The following is a 15,380-nucleotide window of genomic DNA, read 5'->3' as shown; positions in this document are numbered from 1 at the left end:
GCTCCGGTTTTTCTTCCCCCACAGAATCGGATGCGGCAAGGCTTACGCCACAGGAATAGTCGCTAGAATCGTCAAAAAACTCTGTCTCGCCCCAGGCTTCGCAGTTTCCCAAGTTCACAAACAGTTAAGGGGCAATAAGTTAGGCGGTAGCCGAGGCGACAAGGGTTTGCTACCATTGCGATTCGGCCTTTGGCAAGAATTTTTTGCAATCGCCGAGTTGGTTTCGCCGCTATCATCTTTGATCCGACTGCTGTCTTCGAAATGCCCATCGATCCTTATTCTCCCTGCCCCGGCGGCACCGGAAAAAAACTGAAATTCTGCTGCTCCGATTTGGTGCAGGAGTTAGATAAGCTGCAGCGCATGCTCGAAGGAGAACAGGCTTCGGCCTGCCTTGATGCCGTTCGCAAGCTGGACGAAAAGTATCCGGGCCGGGCCTGCTTGCAAAGCATGCGCGTACAGTTGGAAACGGCCCTGGGGGATGCTGCGGCCGCGGAATCCACGCTAGCGGCATTTCTCAAGCAGCACCCGGAAAACCCCATCGCCCGGTCGGAAAAAGCACTGCATACGGCAGCGCAAGGGGACCCGTTGGGGGCCATCATCTGGCTGCAACAGGCGATTGAAGCCTGTGGAACAGAAATGCCTTCCCAGGTGTACGATGCCATCGGCGCTTTGGCGTTGGTGCTGCTGCAAGGCGGCCATGTCGTTCCCGCCCGCGCCCATTTGCAATTGCAGTTGGGGTTGTCGCAAGGCCGGGACGAACGGGCTGTCTCCACGCTGTTGCAATTGGAAGGCTCGCCGACCATTCCCGTGCTGCTGAAGAACACGCTGCCATTTGAGCCGGCGCCGGCGAAAGCGTCGTGGGAAGCGCCATTTCAGGCGGGCTTAAACGAAGCGCATCATGGGCACTGGAAAAAAGCCGTCGATCAATGGACGGCATTGGCTTCGCAGGCTGGAAGCTCACCAGCATTCTGGCGAAATTTGGCCACGCTCCACAGCTTCCTCGGTAACTACGCGGAAGCGGTAGATGCCCTGCGAAAATTCGCGGCCTTGGAGGTGCCGGCCGACGATGCCGTCGAGGCCGAAGCGCTGGCTCAATTGCTGGCGAAGGACGAGGCGGAAGGGCACGTGGACGAAATTTCGCTCACGTACAACCTAGATAACGGTGAAGCGGCCCAAGAAAAATTTGCTGCTGATCGTCGCTTCGAACGGTTGCCGCTGGATACCCGCCCTTGGACAGAGCAAAACGAGCCGCCGCCGCGCGCCGCTTTTTCGTTGTTGAGCCGTCCGGCGCTCGCCAGCGGCAAAGAGATTACCCCCGAACAAATTCCTAATCAACTTGGTCAATTGCTCCTGTTCGGCAAGCAAACCGATCGCGAAGCCCGGCTGGAGTTGCTCCTATTCCGTCCTGAGCTGCCGACTGCCCAAAAACTTTTGCAGGAAACACTGGGCGACGGGTTCGGCCCGCCCTCGGCGGAAACCGTCATTGGCCACTTGGGGCAAACCGAACACGCGCTCAGTTGGCATTGGCGCTTGCCCGACGACACGCCGGAAGCGCTGCGGCTAAAGCTGGGGTTGGAACAACGGCAATCGCTGGTGCTCAATCGCTGGCCGAAGCTGCCGTTGCCGATTTTCGGCGGCCGCACGCCGGAGCAGGCGGCCACGGAACCGCAATATCGCACTCGATTGCAAGCGGCAATTCTGCTGCTGCAGCTCTCCGATGCCGATAGCACGCCCGACACTTACAACCAACTGCGGCGCAATTTCAAACTGCCGGAACTGGGCGATTTAAATTCAGCCGGGCTCGACATGAATCAGCTCCCATTGAACCGCATGTTCCGCTTGCAGCCCGAATCGCTTTCCGACGAACAATTGCAGCAAGCGTTCAATCGGGCAGTCGTCGCCAATTTTGCGCTGGCCCTTAAGCGATTGGCGCCGGAAGTCGTCCAGCGGCCAAATATTCCGGTGCCGGAGTACAAGCTTTCCGCCTATCGTTGGCTGGTGCGCACGGCGCCCAATTCCACCGCAGCGCTGCAAATCATCGACGAAGCCCGCAAATTGGCCGAAGCCCACAAGCAATCTTCGGCATCCTGGGATTTATTGGAGCTTTCGCTGCGCATTCAATTGGGCGATGGGCAAACGGTGCTGCAATTGATCGACCACATTCAGCGTCAACATGCGCGCGAGCCGGGCGTGGCTCAGGCGCTGGTGCAACTGCTGATGCAATTCGGTTTGATCACGCCCGATGGCCGCTTGGCCGTGGGCGCGGCTCCGCCGGCTGCCGCGGGAGCCAGTGCAGCCACGCCGCTTGTAGTTCCAGGCGCTGCTGCCGAGCCCGGCAAATTGTGGACGCCCGACGCTCCGCAAGCCACTGGCGAAAAAAAATCGGCGTTGTGGCTGCCGGATTGATAAGCCACGATCTCTTTGCAAATTCGCATCTTTCCGCGCCAGTTGCTTTCGTTCAGTTCTGCAAGCGGAAAGTTCACACACTTCTAACACCGCAGCACGAGTGGAGCGTGTATATTAGCACGCAATCCCCACGCCCCGGTGTTGCTAAAGATCCTCTTCCCCGAGATGCAACAAGCAACACCGGGGCCTCTTCATGCGCGGCGGTGACAGTCACGCTATGTACCAGCAGCAGCGGCCAGCATGTTTTGCATGCTTTCGCGGGCCAGGCGTTCAATGCCGGGGGCGTAATCGAACACTTCGACCGAAATCCAGCCGCGCCAGTCGATTTCTTTCAGGGCCGCAAAAATCGGCCGCATGTCGAGCTGACCCATGCCGGGGCCTTGCAGGTTTGGGTCGTTAGCGTGAAAGTGAGCAAGGATGTCGCGGTTGGCCCGAATGATGTCGGCCGGCGGCTGCGACTCGCTGGCCATGGCTTTGCAGTCCAGGTGCAGGCGAACATGCGGCGAGTTGACCAGGTTAATCAGTTCGCGCCCTTCCGCGGCAGTGAGCAAAAAATCTCCTTCGGCCGGCCCCAACGGTTCCACGGCAATCGTCACGCCGCATTCATCCAGCACCGGTAGCGCTGCCCGCAACACGTCGGCGGCGTAGCCCATTGCTTGCGGCTTGGTGACACTCGGCAACAGGTTTCGCTGCTGCGGAGAGCCAAGAACCATAATCGTTCCGCTTAAATCGCGGCACAGCCGTGCTAGTTCGCACAAGTAATTGGCCGTTTTGGTTTGCACGGACTGATCGGGCGACGTGAGATAAAACCCTTCGGTCTTGGCCAACAGCCAATGCAAGCCGACGACTTCCAGCCCTGCCGCTTCGGCCTGCCGGCGCACTTGGGCGCGCTGCTGTGGCGAAATTTCTGTGGCGTACCGGGCCAGCGTGAACGGGGCGATTTCAATGCCGGTGTAGCCGCACTCGCGGGCGAAGGCAAACGCCCGATCGAAGGGCCAATCTTGAAAAGTTTCGTTGCAAATGGCGTAGCGGAACATAGTAGGCGGTATGCAGCAGGCGGCAGGCGGTGAGTTACATAGCCCGACTGTGTCGTGTCGGTCGGGCGGAACCACACAGCTTCAACTAGTTAAAAAAGCACATCATCCACACTCTTGTTAAACCCTTCCGGAAACCATTAGATTATGGCGTCTTTCGCCGGCAAGAGTAATATATGTACATGCGCCCAGTTTCGGGTAGAATGTTTTTGATTCACCGGCGCATCAATCGACACAAGAGGTGTCTTCCGTGGCTTTCAAAAACAATCGAATTCATCAGGGCGATTGCATCGAACTGCTGGCCAAGCTGGAGCCGGGCAGCGTGCATTTGGCGTTTGCCGATCCGCCGTTCAACATCGGCTACGAGTACGATGTGTACGACGACCGGAAGGCCTACCAGCACTACCTGGATTGGTCACGGCAATGGATGGCCGGCGTATACCGGGCATTGCGGCCCGATGGCACGTTCTGGCTGGCCATTGGCGACGAATATGCCGCGGAGCTCAAGGTCTTAGCCCGCGATTTGGGCTTCAGTTGCCGCAGTTGGGTGATTTGGTATTACACCTTCGGCGTGAATTGCACGCGGAAGTTCAATCGCTCGCACGCCCATTTGTTTCATTTTTTGAAAGACCCGAAGCAGTTCACGTTTAATTTTGACGACCCGACGATTCGGGTTCCGTCGGCCCGGCAATTGGTGTATGCCGATGCGCGGGCGAATCCCAAGGGTCGGCTGCCGGACGATACGTGGATACTACGACCGCAAGATGTGACGGGAGGATTCAGCGAGAATTCGGACACCTGGTACTTCCCGCGTGTGGCAGGCACATTCAAAGAGCGGGCCGGTTTTCACGGCTGCCAAATGCCCGAGCAATTGCTAGGGCGGATTGTGCGGGCCAGCTCGAACGCCGGCGATTTAGTGCTCGATCCATTTACCGGCAGCGGCACCACGCTCACGGTGGCAAAAAAATTGGGCCGCAACTGGATGGGCTTTGAACTTTCGCCTGATTATGCGCGGCAAGCAACGCAGCGCATTGAAAAAGCAGCGGTTGGCGATCCACTCAACGGCGCAGCCGATCCCTTAGCCAGCGCCCCGGCCACGGTCAACGGCAAGCAGCGAAGTCATCGCGATGCAAAAGCGCGGCCAATACGAAAAGCAGTCCGAATTCGGTCATAATTGCCTGCAATTTCGGCCTCTTGCAATTGATTTTTTTACTGCTACATTGCCCGGTAGTGTGTTGGTGGTTGGCTGAAAGCGTTTGATTTTTCGGCCAACAAACAGGGAACTCCGGTGTAAACCCGGGACGGCCCCGCCGCTGTAACCGAGCGGTAACGCACGTCGTTTTCTAATTGCCATTGTCGCGCGATCCTCTTTGCAAAAGCAATTTGGACCGTTGCGGCGAGAAGGCTGTGGCGACGTACGGCTCGGAAGTCAGAAGACCTACCAACGCGATTTTGTGCCGTTTGTGCTGCGAGGGACAGCACGGCCAACGTTTCCATTTTGCTATAGCTTCTGCCGCAATGAGCGCTCATGGCTTGAAGATGCGCCGTGGTCAGTCGTCAGTGGTTAGTGGCCAGTTGCCGGCAACGAGCAACAACGGACCACGGACAACTGGCAGCTCAGTTCACCATCCATTCCTCACCCCCCATTCCGCATTCCGCATTGCTTCCGCCTTCACGCTGGTCGAGCTGCTGGTGGTGCTGGCGATTATTGGCGTGCTGATCGCACTATTGCTGCCGGCGGTGCAAGCAGCCCGGGAAGCTGCGCGGCGCACGGCATGCCAGAACAATTTACATCAAATCGGGCTGGGATTATTGACGCACCATGAGGCCAAGCATGCCTTTCCGCCCGGGCTGTTAGATCGCAAGACCAGCGCGAATCCGAAGGGGCGTCAGCTCAGTTGGAATGTGTTTCTGCTGCCGTTCATTGGCGAACAATCGTTATTCGCCAAGTTCGATTTAACCAAAGCTTACAACGCCCAGGAAAATGCGCTGGCCGCCGGCGCCATTTTGCCAATTTTCAATTGCCCCAGTTGCACGCGGTATGCCGCCGATCGAACCGGCATGACCACCGGCGATATGAACGGCAACGGCCACTGGGATCCCGGCGATAATTTGGCCTTCACCGATTACGGCGGCAACTTTGGCTTCAATGGCTTGGGCAAACCCTACATGAACGGCGTGCTGATTTACGAGCAGCCGATTTCGTTGGCAGATATTACCGACGGCGCTTCGCACACCATTATCGTTTCAGAAGATACCGGCCGCGGCGCCGCTTTCGATGGGCAATGGGCCAACGGCGAAAACATTTTCGACGAAAGCGGCCTGATCAACGATCATTCGGTGCCAGAATATCTGTGGCAAAATAACGAAATGTGGAGCGACCACTCCGGCGGCATCAACGCGTTATTCTGCGACGGCTCAGTGCATTTTTTAGGTGAACTCACGCAGTTGGAAGTGCTGGCGGCGCTGTGCACGCGCGCCAGTGGAGAAACCGTCGACGGCGCATCGATGAATTTACCTTAAGAATTGTTAACTCCGCAAATTGTTCAACTTTATTGAATAGTGTGTTAAATCGGGAGCTTCATCATGTTCATAAATTCTTGTTTAGCTCGGAATGGCCGGCCGGCTTGGCTGATTTTGATGGGAGTGAGAGGTTGCGCGTGGTTGTGCTGCATGCTGCTAACGACCCGGGCATTAGCCGTTTCGCTGGGTGATCCGACCACGCCGGTCAACTTGCCGCTAAACAGCAGCGATGCCTATGGTGTATCGGTGGCTTTTGGACCGTTGGACGGATTGATGTACGTGTGGGACGGGGCCAGCGTGCTCAAGCAAGACGGATTCAACAGCGATTCATACACGTCGATTGGATCGGTTAACACCAGTGGCTCGGATGCCGGTCCCATCACCTTCTCCACCGACTTCAGCCAAATCTTGTTGGGCAACGGCGCCGGCGGCACGAATCCGGACGGGAATGCCGGGAACATATTCGCCATGTCTGCCGCTGGCGAAAATGCGACCAGCCCTGTGGGAAATATTCCGTTTCATGCGTCGTTTCTGGCCGCGCCTTTTAGCGGGTCGAACAGCAAATACTTTATCGATTCAGGAACTGACGCATTTGGCAGCGGCAGCAACGTTTCGGTATTCGACTCCACGGCAGGAGCAAGCGTTCCGGCGATTTCAGTCATCAACGGTATTCCCGGCGCCAGCACGTCGATGACGATGGATTCGTCCGGTCGCCTATACGTGGGCGTAGGCTTTGGTCCCGATGCAGGACAAATCCGGCGGTTCTCCCTCAGCGATTTGCAAAACGCTTACAACACCAACACGGCGCTGGAGTGGAGCAGCGGCCAACTGTTCAATGCCAAAGACAACAACGGCGGGGCCGGAATGTTTTTCGACGCGCGCGGGTATTTATTTGTGGGAGGCATCCAAGGTGTAACGGTGTTCGATTTGCAAGGGAACAGCGAAGTGTATAGCAACGACGGCTATACCTCCGTGGTTTACGACAAGGCGAACGATCGGTTTTTAGCCTCTGGCTTTGGCGACGAACAAGGCATTTACAGCGCTTCCGCTTTTAATGTGCATTTGCCAGGCGATTTCAATCTCGATGGGCACGTCGACGCCAGCGACGTGGTGGCCATGCTGGCGGCGCTGGTCAATCTGAATGCCTACCAGAACGGCGGCAACTCTCAAAATGCCACGCTCAACACCAGGGACATGCTTTCGATTGGCGATTTGAACGACGATGGAACCGTCAACAACGCCGATCTTCAAGGATTATTGAACTTGCTGCTCAGCGGGGGCGGGTCGGTGAACAGTGTGCCCGAGCCGGCGGCCTGGGTGTTGGCCATTGGGGCCGTGGGCTGTGGCGTGTTGGTGTATTACCGCCGCGGCTGGTTCGAGGCCAGGATGAGGGCATCGTCAGCGTAGAGTTCGAGTCGGCTTTTCTTTTTTGCACCGGCGATGTGTTCGGTGCGATGTTTTCAAAAATCCCCGTTTGGAGGACGCGCTCATGGTACGCGCACAGGTTTTGCACTTTGGCCGATTTGTTTTTGCTGTTGTGCTTTTTGCAATGATTGCCCGAATGAGCTTCGCACAGATTGGAGCCGGCCCGTATAGCACGCCGGGCATTTCGGCGAACTCGCCGCAGTTTGTGGAATGGGCAAGCCAAGTGACGTCGATCACACGCGGCCCGCAGAATATTACAAATCCGACAGGATCTGCGGCGTCTTTCGGCACGGCAAGCAACGCCACCGGGCCGGCTGATGGCAAGGTAGTTAGCTTGGGAGACGGTGGCCAAATCGCCGTTCAATTTGCGCAACCGATCCTCAACGGGCCAGGCTCCGATTTTGCGGTATTTGAAAACGGGTTTGCCTCCGGCACGCCGCCGCAAGCTTTTTTGGAATTAGGGTTTGTCGACGTGAGCAGCGACGGCGTGAATTTCTTTCGGTTTCCGTCGGTGTCATTGACGCAAACCACCACGCAGATCAGCAACGCGAATCTCTTGGACCCCACATATTTACACGATTTGGCGGGGGACACTTTGGCCGGCACGCCCTTCGATCTGCAAGAACTGGCCGGCAACCCACTGCTGGATGTGAACGACGTGCAATACGTGCGCGTGACCGACGTAATTGGGAATATCAATAAAGGGCTTGGTCCTGGTACGTATAGCCTTGATTTTAACGGCAATGTGATTAACGATCCCTATTCCACGGTCAGCACCTCCAGCGGTTTCGATTTCGACGCGGTCGGCGTAATTAACGCGGTGCCTGAGCCGGCGGCAGGTGCACTTATGTTATTGTCGCTTGCGGGCTGGATGATTTACGCCGTACGAGGCGGTGGCCGTAACAGCGCAGCACGTAGCAAGCAGCCAAGAGCCAACCGGTGGTCGCCAGAATCAGCATGAATAGGAATGCTGCAGCTTTTCCCGGCGCTCGCGATAGGGACACGACGACAACCGCCATAATCAATGCGAGGATGAAAGTTAGAATGGTCCGGCCGCCCATGCTGGAACCAACCGCCATTTCCGCCAATTGTGCCCACATGGCGGTGAGCACAATGAAAGCTAGCATTGCGCCGCCTAGGGACATAAAAAAAATTCCTTCCATGCCAACACCCTGCGGCATGCCGACCCAGCGAATCAGCTCCGCCAAAATGGCCACTGTGGTGGTCCAAATCAGCAGATCATAAATCGAAAACTGGTAGGGCTTATTCTGGGCGACTGAAACGCCGGCAGACCACTTTACGTCCGCCACCCAACGCACGCCAAATAGCCGTGGCACTGCAATGGCCGCGGCGATAACGATCAATTGCAAATAGAATGCAAGAAACAACTGCGGCACGTCGGTGTATGGCCCGGGCGTAAGCATGCAGGTGAAAAACCAACTGATCGCCAGGATAATCATTCGCCAAATGGCGCGCGATCCGCCCCAAGCCAGCCACATGGCCATGAGGCCATACTTGGCGAAGATGATGCTAAATAGGAGCGGCGTCAAAATTAGCTCATCGCCGTGCAGCGTTTTCAGCCCGGCAATCGGTGCGGCATCGACCAAAAACGGCGCGGCTAAAGCCAGCAACGCCGCGAGCACGAACCGAGACCGCCCTACGAACTCTGCCTGATCGACACTGCCGGTCGAGGCAGAAGACGAATCGTCGAAGTCCGCTTCGTTGTCGGCCATGTGATCATTAACCGACGTGGTGTTTAGGCTTTGTTAAATCGCCGGTTCTTGCTGAGTGATGCAGTGAAAAGCTCCCAGGCCCCACACCAAATCGCGAGCGGGCAGGCCGATGATCTGCCGGCCGGGCAGCAGTTGGCCGAGTATCTGTACAACTCTAGCATCCGCCGGGTCGTCGAACTGCGGCACAATGGCTACACCGTTGGCCATATAGAAATTGCAATAACTGGCCGGCAGGCGCTGGCCATCGTAATGAATCGAGCGAGGCATGGGGAGCGCGATCACATCCAGCGGCTGGTTCTCTTGATCGGTCATGCGCTGCAGCCGTTCGAAATTCTCTCGCAGCGGGGCATAATTCACGTCGTTGGTATCACTCTCCAGGGCCGCCGCCACCGTGCGCGGGCCAACAAAGCGCGCCAGCTCGTCAATGTGGCCGTCGGTATCGTCTCCCTCGATTCCTTCACCCAGCCACAGCACTTTTTTCGCGCCCAAATAATCGGCTAAGTAGCGCTGCATGTCGGTGCAACAAAGTTGCGGATTGCGATTCGGGTTGAGCAGGCATTGTTCGGTCGTAAGAATTGTCCCGCAACCGTTGGAATCGATGGCCCCCCCTTCCAAAATGATTCCCGGCTTGAATAGACGTCGACCAGACCACGCGGCGATTTTTTCGGGCACGGCGTCGTCCAAATCGAACGGCGGATATTTTCCACCCCAAGCATTGTAACCCCAATCGACCAAGGCCGCCGTCGCACCGGGCGGGCCAACTAAAAAAGTGGGACCATGATCGCGCGTCCAAGCGTCGTTGGTGGGAATATCATGCAGTGTGACGTTTGCGACATCGCCGACCAATGCGTTGGCTTCCGCCATCACCGCCGGGCCGCCGGCCAAAATATGCACCGGTTCAAACTGTGCCAGTGTGCGCACCAACTGCGCATAAAGCGGTGGAATGGGCTCGAACTTGCCGGGCCAACTTTCGCGCTTATGTGGCCATGCCAACCACGTGGCCGCATGCGGTTCCCACTCGGCCGGCATGCGATAGCCAAGCGAGGAGGGAGTTAAACTCGGAGTGAGGGGCGCGGGGCAAGGATCACTGCTCATTGTGTGTTCACGATGTTCAATCCACATACCGCTTGGTAATGTCGCCATAAGCATCGATCCGCCGGTCACGCAGAAACGGCCAATGGGTGCGCACCACGTCGATGCGGTCCAAATCGCACTCCACAATCAGTGTTTCTTCCTTTTCGTGGGTGGCCCGGGCCAAGATGTTTCCGTTCGGATCGGCTACAAACGACGCACCCCAAAATTCAATGCCGCCTTCGGTTCCCACGCGGTTCACGGCCACGACGAACACGCCGTTGGCAATCGCATGGCTGCGCATCATCGTTTCCCAAGCAGCGTGCTGGCTAACGCCGTACTCCGACTTTTCGGCATGCAACCAGCCGATTGCCGTGGGATAAAACAGAATCTGCGCTCCGCGCAAAGCCGTAAGCCTGGCTGCCTCCGGATACCATTGATCCCAGCAAACCAATGGACCTACGCGCCCAAATCGGGTGTCGAAAGCCACGAAGCCCAAATCGCCGGGGGCGAAATAGAATTTTTCGTAATAGTTTGGATCGTCGGGAATGTGCATTTTGCGGTACATGCCTGCCGTGCGTCCGTCGGCATCGAACACCATTGCCGTGTTGTGATACACACCCGCTGCCCGGCGCTCGAAGAGTGAGCCAATAATCGCCACGCCGTGTTTTTTGGCGGCGGCGGCCAAAGCTTCGCTCGTGGGGCCCGGAATGGGTTCGGCTTCTTCAAACCGAGCATGATCTTCGCTTTGGCAGGGATATAGCCCGTGGAACAGTTCCTGCAAGCAAACCACATTGGCGCCGGCAGCAGCGGCTTCGGCAATTCGGGCAAGCGCCTTGTCGACGTTTTTTGCTTTCTGCGACACGCAGCTCATCTGCACCAACGCCACGTTGATGCGGGCGGACGGAGAAGCCGTGAGGGGTGCGGGGTGAGTGGTCGGTAATGATTGACCGCTGCTCATATCACCGCGACTGCCGGTCGCGCCTGGGCACTTTCAAAAAAAACGACGTTAACAAGACCAGCGGTTCATGGTAGCGTAGTTCACAACATGCGTACACCCGTCGGATTGTTTGTGACCGGCAACGATACGGGCGTCGGCAAGACGCACGTGGCGGCAATGATCGCTCGCGCTGCCCGCGCACAGGGTTTGCAGGTGGGCGTGTACAAGCCAGTCGCCAGCGGTTGCCGCAGCGAAAGCGGCAGTCTGATTGCTGAAGATGCCAACGAGCTGTGGTTGGCGGCCGGTTCGCCCGGCGAGTTAGAACACGTCTGCCCGCAACGCTTTGCCGCGCCGCTATCGCCCCATTTAGCGGCGCAGGCCGAAGGTAAAGAGCTGGATGCGGCATTGCTGCGCAGCGGGCTAGACTATTGGCGCGAACGGTCGAATTTTCTCATCGTGGAAGGAGCCGGCGGCTTAATGAGTCCCCTGGGCGACGACGAATACGTGGCTGATTTGGCGCACGATTTCGGCTTCCCGCTGGTGGTGGTGGCACGGAATCAAATCGGCGTCATCAATCAGACGCTGCAAACCATGATTGTGGCGATGACATTCCGCGACGGGCTAAACATTGCGGGCATTGTGTTGAACCGCGCCGCACAGCCGGATAGCGATCCCAGCTTGCTCGACAACCGTCGACAGTTAGAAATGCGCTCCGTGCCACCGGTGCTGGCCGATGTAAAATTCGGCCAACAAGATTTTGAAACCAGCCTCGATTGGGCCAGCATTGCCCGCGCCTTGTAATTCGTTAGCGATGAATGGCGACTACCGCGGGCGGGGAAATTTTGGCCTGCCGTTGCTCCGCCAACGATGTGTCGAGCTTCAATTGCAGCATTGTCGTCCAGCGGCCATGGGCATCGGGCCGGACGTGCCAATGGGGTTGCACGCACACGGCCTGATGAACCAGCTCGAAGCCCCCTTCCGATTGGCTGACGGTTTCGATGGGATAAGTCCACAAATGAGTCGGCCGATTGAACGTCAGGCCGATGTCAATTCCCAGCCATTCATCCACAAGATTCAAATTCGTTGCATCCAACAAGTCCAAGCGTGTCCCGAGTTGTCCCAACCGCGAATGTTCGGCATCGTAAAAGTAGCGATCGTCCGCGCCGGCAGGCAAGCCGGAAAAATTAAACTCCACGCTGAAATGCAATTCACGATCTGGGGGCAAGCCCTCGATCACGTAAGCAATCTCCAAGACCGAGCTGCCGGCGTGCAACGTTAATCCCTTGATAATTTTCAGCGGAATTCCCCAGGCATTGCCCAAGCGGGAAAGCTGCACTTGCACCCGATCCGGATTGCGGCGCAAACGGGCCTCGTACGCGCCTTGCAAAAAATCGCCGCGCTCCATGGCCTCGTTGTGGGCGACGGCGTCGAGCGAAATATTGTCGTCGTAAAAATGATCCACCAGGCTTTTGCGCAGGTAGTTGTCGTACTGCAGGTGCCGCTCCAGGCCTTGCTGCTTGAACTTCACCGGTTGGTTGGCATCGATCACGCTGCCGCCGGCCGCGCCGGGGCCGGCCAAAACTCGGCGATGGTACGCTTCCGGCCGCCGACTAAGCGTGGCCAGTAAATTATGGCAAATCGCACGGACATCGAGCTCGTACAATTGACCGCCGCGGCTGGGCGATAATAGCGCCAGGCAACGGTCGTTCGACAATTCCACTTCCGGCCGGTCGTCGAAATTCCAATCGTCCGAGGCCGCTTCCGCCCACGGCGCTTGCTGCCCGGCGGCGCGATCGAGCAAGTTTTCCGCCGTAATCAAATGCTGATAAACAGCGTTGCGCAAGTGCGGCAAATACACTCCGCCGAAGGCGCCATGCCAATACGGACAATTGCATTGGGCCCGATACAATTCCTGGCTTGCTTCTCGCAGCAATTCATCGCGGGAAACAGTCGAACGACCATTCAGCGCCAAGTGGGGTGCTGGCACGACCGAGGTGCTGCATTGTGCCTCCTGGATTCGCCGGCTGATCATCATCATTCGCGAATACATTTCGTTGATTTCTGGATACTTCACCAAAAAATTCTTCCAAATGCCGCCGTGAACGAATCGTGAAATGCCGTTCCATTGCGGCTGTTGCTTCAATTCAGCCCGTGCCGTCTCGTAGGCCGCCAATTGGTCCGGCGGTAAAACCCACTCGGTCATTTCACGGTAGCTGCCTTCGGGAATGTAAACCTTTCCCACGGGCAGCACATGATCGATGGTTTCCGAAGGCGTGGTCCAATGCAGCCAATCGGCGTTGGCCTGTGCCAAATCGAAAAACTGCCGCAGCCAGCCTTCTTCGTACACCGGTTTTTTGGTGTCGGGCCAAGAACCGAACTTTTCGCCGTCGTCGGCGAACACGGCCACGGCACCCGGGTGCTGCTCGGCAATGCTGCGCAAATAATCGATGGAGTCGTTGGGCGCGGCAAAGGGAATGGTGTAGCGCAGCCGCTCGCTGCCGGGGAACACGCGGAGCAACCGGCCGTTATCTTCCGTCAGGTAATAGCCCCACAATTGATCCTCGTTGAGACCGGTCGATTTGAAGTGGGAGTCATCAAGAATGATGTACTCCACGCCGGCGGCCACCAAATCGGAGGTCAGGCTTTGCTCCCACACACGTTCGGCAATCCACGCGCCGCGCACGGTCACTCCCAAGCGCTGCTGCAAAAACTCGCGGTAAGTGCGGATTTGGCCCACCCGATCGCACGACGGAATCATGGGCAGAATTGGTTCAAAATACGCCCCGCCGATGATCTCCAAGCGACCGGCAGCGGCCAGTGCGGCCAAGCGGTCCACATATTCCGGGTGGTGTGCGTCGAGCCACTCCAGCAGCGAACCGCTAGTATGCAACGCCAGCTTGAAGTTGGCGTAAGGTTCAATTACGTCCAAAAACGGACGGTAACTGTCTTGATAGGCCTGCTCAAACACGCCGTCGAAATTGCCGATCGGCTGATGATCGTGTAGCACAAACAAAAAGCGGATCGGAGGGGGCATCGGAGAATTGCAGCGGGCAAAAGACTGACGGCGAAATTAAACTCTACTGATTCTAGTGATTGACCAGTGCGGCGGCCAACGGCAACCGTCGGAAAAATTGCAAAGGTCGTGCCGTTTACTCTGCTTTGCGGAGCTCGGCCGCAGCCTGCTCCGGCAAAACCGCATTGATATAACAGCCCGTGCCCAACTCAAAGCCTGCCAGGTTCGAAGTGCGCGGAAGAATCTCTATATGCCAGTGATAGTGGCCATTGACGACTGTGTCAAAGGGGGCGGTATGAAGGATGTAATTGTAGGCGGGAAGTTTAACGATCCGCTGGAGTTTAACGAGCACGGCGCGCAACAGCGCGGCCAACTCCGGCAAGCTTTCGACTGCTTGGGCATCGAAATGGGAAGCATGCGCCAGCGGCACTATCCACGTTTCGTATGCATGCCGAGAGGCAAATGGGCAATAGGCAACAAAATTCGATGTTTGAGCCACCAGCCGACGGGGATCGATAGACACTTCGCAGGACATGTCACACACCGGGCAACTGCCTTGCTGCTCGTAGTAACTTTGAAAATTCGATAATCGATCGCCGAATTGGGGCGAGTTGTTTTCGAATGCCATCAATTGGCTGTGCACGTGGGCGAGCGTCGCCCCGGCCGAAGGCCCGCCGTTTTTGAAGATCACCGCAGAGCGAAATTGTTTCGATTGCCGCAGCGTGGCCAGCCGTTGATGATATACCTCCACAACTTCCGTGAATTGTGCGTCATTCAATTCGGCGACGCTGCACAGATGGCGCGGCGATTCAATGATGATTTCATGACGGCCGGCAGCGGCTGCACGATCAATTGGTTCATCCGGCTTGCTCTGCGGCGGGATGATTTCGCGGTTCAAATTCGCCGCCGAGCTTGCGCTTGCCTCCAGCGCCGGATATTTATTAGGCACCACGCGCACTCGCCAACCCGGCCCGTTGGGTTGACTGCCGGCAGCCCGCAGCGCGAATACTTCGCTCGGCGTGGAATGTTCGCATCCTTCGCAGAAGGGACAGGCGACGTCGGCCCGAACCACTTGTTGTACTTCTACCTGCTGCGGCCGCTGGGCTCGGTTTTCCGCGATAATCACCCACTGGCCGGTGATCGGATTGCGGCGGAAATCAGACATGATTGGAAAGACGAATGCTTAATGGCGAATAAATTTCAACGCCGGAAAAACGAAGTCTGGCGCCGGGCTT

The 15,380-nt window shown here is 57.2% G+C and carries 12 protein-coding genes and 1 riboswitch; of the genes, 6 read left to right on the top strand and 6 right to left on the bottom strand.

Going from position 1 to position 15,380, the window contains the following annotated elements:
* The first annotated feature begins 261 nt into the window (after window positions 1-261).
* Window positions 262-2,406 carry a tetratricopeptide repeat protein gene (locus VFE46_19535; GenBank protein ID HZZ30200.1) on the top strand — a complete coding sequence of 715 codons (2,145 nt, stop codon included), beginning with the start codon at window positions 262-264 and terminating at the stop codon, window positions 2,404-2,406.
* Window positions 2,407-2,621: 215 nt separating this feature from the next.
* On the opposite strand, the gene VFE46_19530 is transcribed toward VFE46_19535, so the two are convergent.
* Window positions 2,622-3,443 carry a sugar phosphate isomerase/epimerase family protein gene (locus tag VFE46_19530; GenBank protein HZZ30199.1) on the bottom strand — a complete coding sequence of 274 codons (822 nt, stop codon included), beginning with the start codon at window positions 3,441-3,443 and terminating at the stop codon, window positions 2,622-2,624.
* A 247-nt stretch (window positions 3,444-3,690) separates the two neighbouring features.
* On the opposite strand from VFE46_19530, the gene VFE46_19525 reads away from it, so the two are divergent.
* The 4 genes from VFE46_19525 to VFE46_19510 all read left to right on the top strand — a co-directional run bounded on the left by VFE46_19525 (window position 3,691) and on the right by VFE46_19510 (window position 8,349).
* Entirely contained in the window at window positions 3,691-4,614 is a 924-nt protein-coding gene (locus VFE46_19525; GenBank protein HZZ30198.1) for a site-specific DNA-methyltransferase, read from the top strand.
* A 45-nt stretch (window positions 4,615-4,659) separates the two neighbouring features.
* Window positions 4,660-4,901: riboswitch (cobalamin riboswitch) on the top strand.
* A 57-nt stretch (window positions 4,902-4,958) separates the two neighbouring features.
* On the top strand, window positions 4,959-5,963 hold the full coding sequence (locus VFE46_19520) for a DUF1559 domain-containing protein (protein HZZ30197.1): 1,005 nt from the start codon (window positions 4,959-4,961) through the stop codon (window positions 5,961-5,963).
* A gap of 150 nt (window positions 5,964-6,113) precedes the next feature.
* Complete coding sequence (locus tag VFE46_19515) at window positions 6,114-7,370, top strand: hypothetical protein (GenBank protein HZZ30196.1); 1,257 nt, start codon at window positions 6,114-6,116, stop codon at window positions 7,368-7,370.
* A gap of 154 nt (window positions 7,371-7,524) precedes the next feature.
* The gene (locus VFE46_19510; protein ID HZZ30195.1) at window positions 7,525-8,349 is read left to right on the top strand and encodes a hypothetical protein; all 825 of its coding nucleotides are present in this window, start codon (window positions 7,525-7,527) and stop codon (window positions 8,347-8,349) included.
* Here the strand turns inward: VFE46_19510 and VFE46_19505 are convergent.
* The 3 genes from VFE46_19505 to VFE46_19495 are packed head-to-tail and all read right to left on the bottom strand — an operon-like array spanning window position 8,234 to window position 11,153.
* Window positions 8,234-9,121, bottom strand: a complete 888-nt coding sequence (locus VFE46_19505) for a hypothetical protein (GenBank protein ID HZZ30194.1) — start codon at window positions 9,119-9,121, stop codon at window positions 8,234-8,236. The genes VFE46_19510 and VFE46_19505 overlap by 116 nt on opposite strands.
* Before the next feature lie 33 nt (window positions 9,122-9,154).
* Entirely contained in the window at window positions 9,155-10,216 is a 1,062-nt protein-coding gene (locus tag VFE46_19500; protein ID HZZ30193.1) for an agmatine deiminase family protein, read from the bottom strand.
* Between the two features lie 16 nt (window positions 10,217-10,232).
* Complete coding sequence (locus VFE46_19495) at window positions 10,233-11,153, bottom strand: carbon-nitrogen hydrolase (GenBank protein ID HZZ30192.1); 921 nt, start codon at window positions 11,151-11,153, stop codon at window positions 10,233-10,235.
* Between the two features lie 87 nt (window positions 11,154-11,240).
* Between VFE46_19495 and bioD the strand changes: the two genes are divergently transcribed.
* A complete protein-coding gene (gene bioD / locus VFE46_19490) occupies window positions 11,241-11,933 on the top strand; it encodes a dethiobiotin synthase (protein ID HZZ30191.1) in 693 nt (230 codons plus the stop codon).
* Window positions 11,934-11,937: 4 nt separating this feature from the next.
* Here bioD and VFE46_19485 read toward each other — a convergent pair whose 3' ends face one another.
* Window positions 11,938-14,166, bottom strand: a complete 2,229-nt coding sequence (locus VFE46_19485; GenBank protein ID HZZ30190.1) for an alpha-amylase/4-alpha-glucanotransferase domain-containing protein — start codon at window positions 14,164-14,166, stop codon at window positions 11,938-11,940.
* Between the two features lie 115 nt (window positions 14,167-14,281).
* Window positions 14,282-15,310, bottom strand: coding sequence for a DUF4931 domain-containing protein (locus VFE46_19480; protein HZZ30189.1), 1,029 nt, complete (start codon window positions 15,308-15,310; stop codon window positions 14,282-14,284).
* Window positions 15,311-15,380: the final 70 nt, after the last annotated feature.

The organism is Pirellulales bacterium, from assembly GCA_035656635.1.
Classification (GTDB): Bacteria; Planctomycetota; Planctomycetia; order Pirellulales; family JADZDJ01; genus DATJYL01.
This window is presented reverse-complemented; position numbering and strand designations above follow the sequence as displayed.

Excerpts from the sequence above, each read along its gene's own strand:
- VFE46_19530 (HZZ30199.1), bottom strand. The coding sequence starts at position 3,443 with ATGTTCCGCTACGCCATTTGCAACGAAACTTTTCAAGATTGGCCCTTC.
- VFE46_19510 (HZZ30195.1), top strand. The coding sequence starts at position 7,525 with ATGAGCTTCGCACAGATTGGAGCCGGCCCGTATAGCACGCCGGGCATT.
- VFE46_19535 (HZZ30200.1), top strand. The coding sequence starts at position 262 with ATGCCCATCGATCCTTATTCTCCCTGCCCCGGCGGCACCGGAAAAAAA.
- VFE46_19500 (HZZ30193.1), bottom strand. The coding sequence starts at position 10,216 with ATGAGCAGTGATCCTTGCCCCGCGCCCCTCACTCCGAGTTTAACTCCC.
- VFE46_19520 (HZZ30197.1), top strand. The coding sequence starts at position 4,959 with ATGAGCGCTCATGGCTTGAAGATGCGCCGTGGTCAGTCGTCAGTGGTT.
- VFE46_19480 (HZZ30189.1), bottom strand. The coding sequence starts at position 15,310 with ATGTCTGATTTCCGCCGCAATCCGATCACCGGCCAGTGGGTGATTATC.
- VFE46_19495 (HZZ30192.1), bottom strand. The coding sequence starts at position 11,153 with ATGAGCAGCGGTCAATCATTACCGACCACTCACCCCGCACCCCTCACG.
- VFE46_19505 (HZZ30194.1), bottom strand. The coding sequence starts at position 9,121 with ATGGCCGACAACGAAGCGGACTTCGACGATTCGTCTTCTGCCTCGACC.
- VFE46_19515 (HZZ30196.1), top strand. The coding sequence starts at position 6,114 with ATGCTGCTAACGACCCGGGCATTAGCCGTTTCGCTGGGTGATCCGACC.
- bioD (HZZ30191.1), top strand. The coding sequence starts at position 11,241 with ATGCGTACACCCGTCGGATTGTTTGTGACCGGCAACGATACGGGCGTC.
- VFE46_19485 (HZZ30190.1), bottom strand. The coding sequence starts at position 14,166 with ATGCCCCCTCCGATCCGCTTTTTGTTTGTGCTACACGATCATCAGCCG.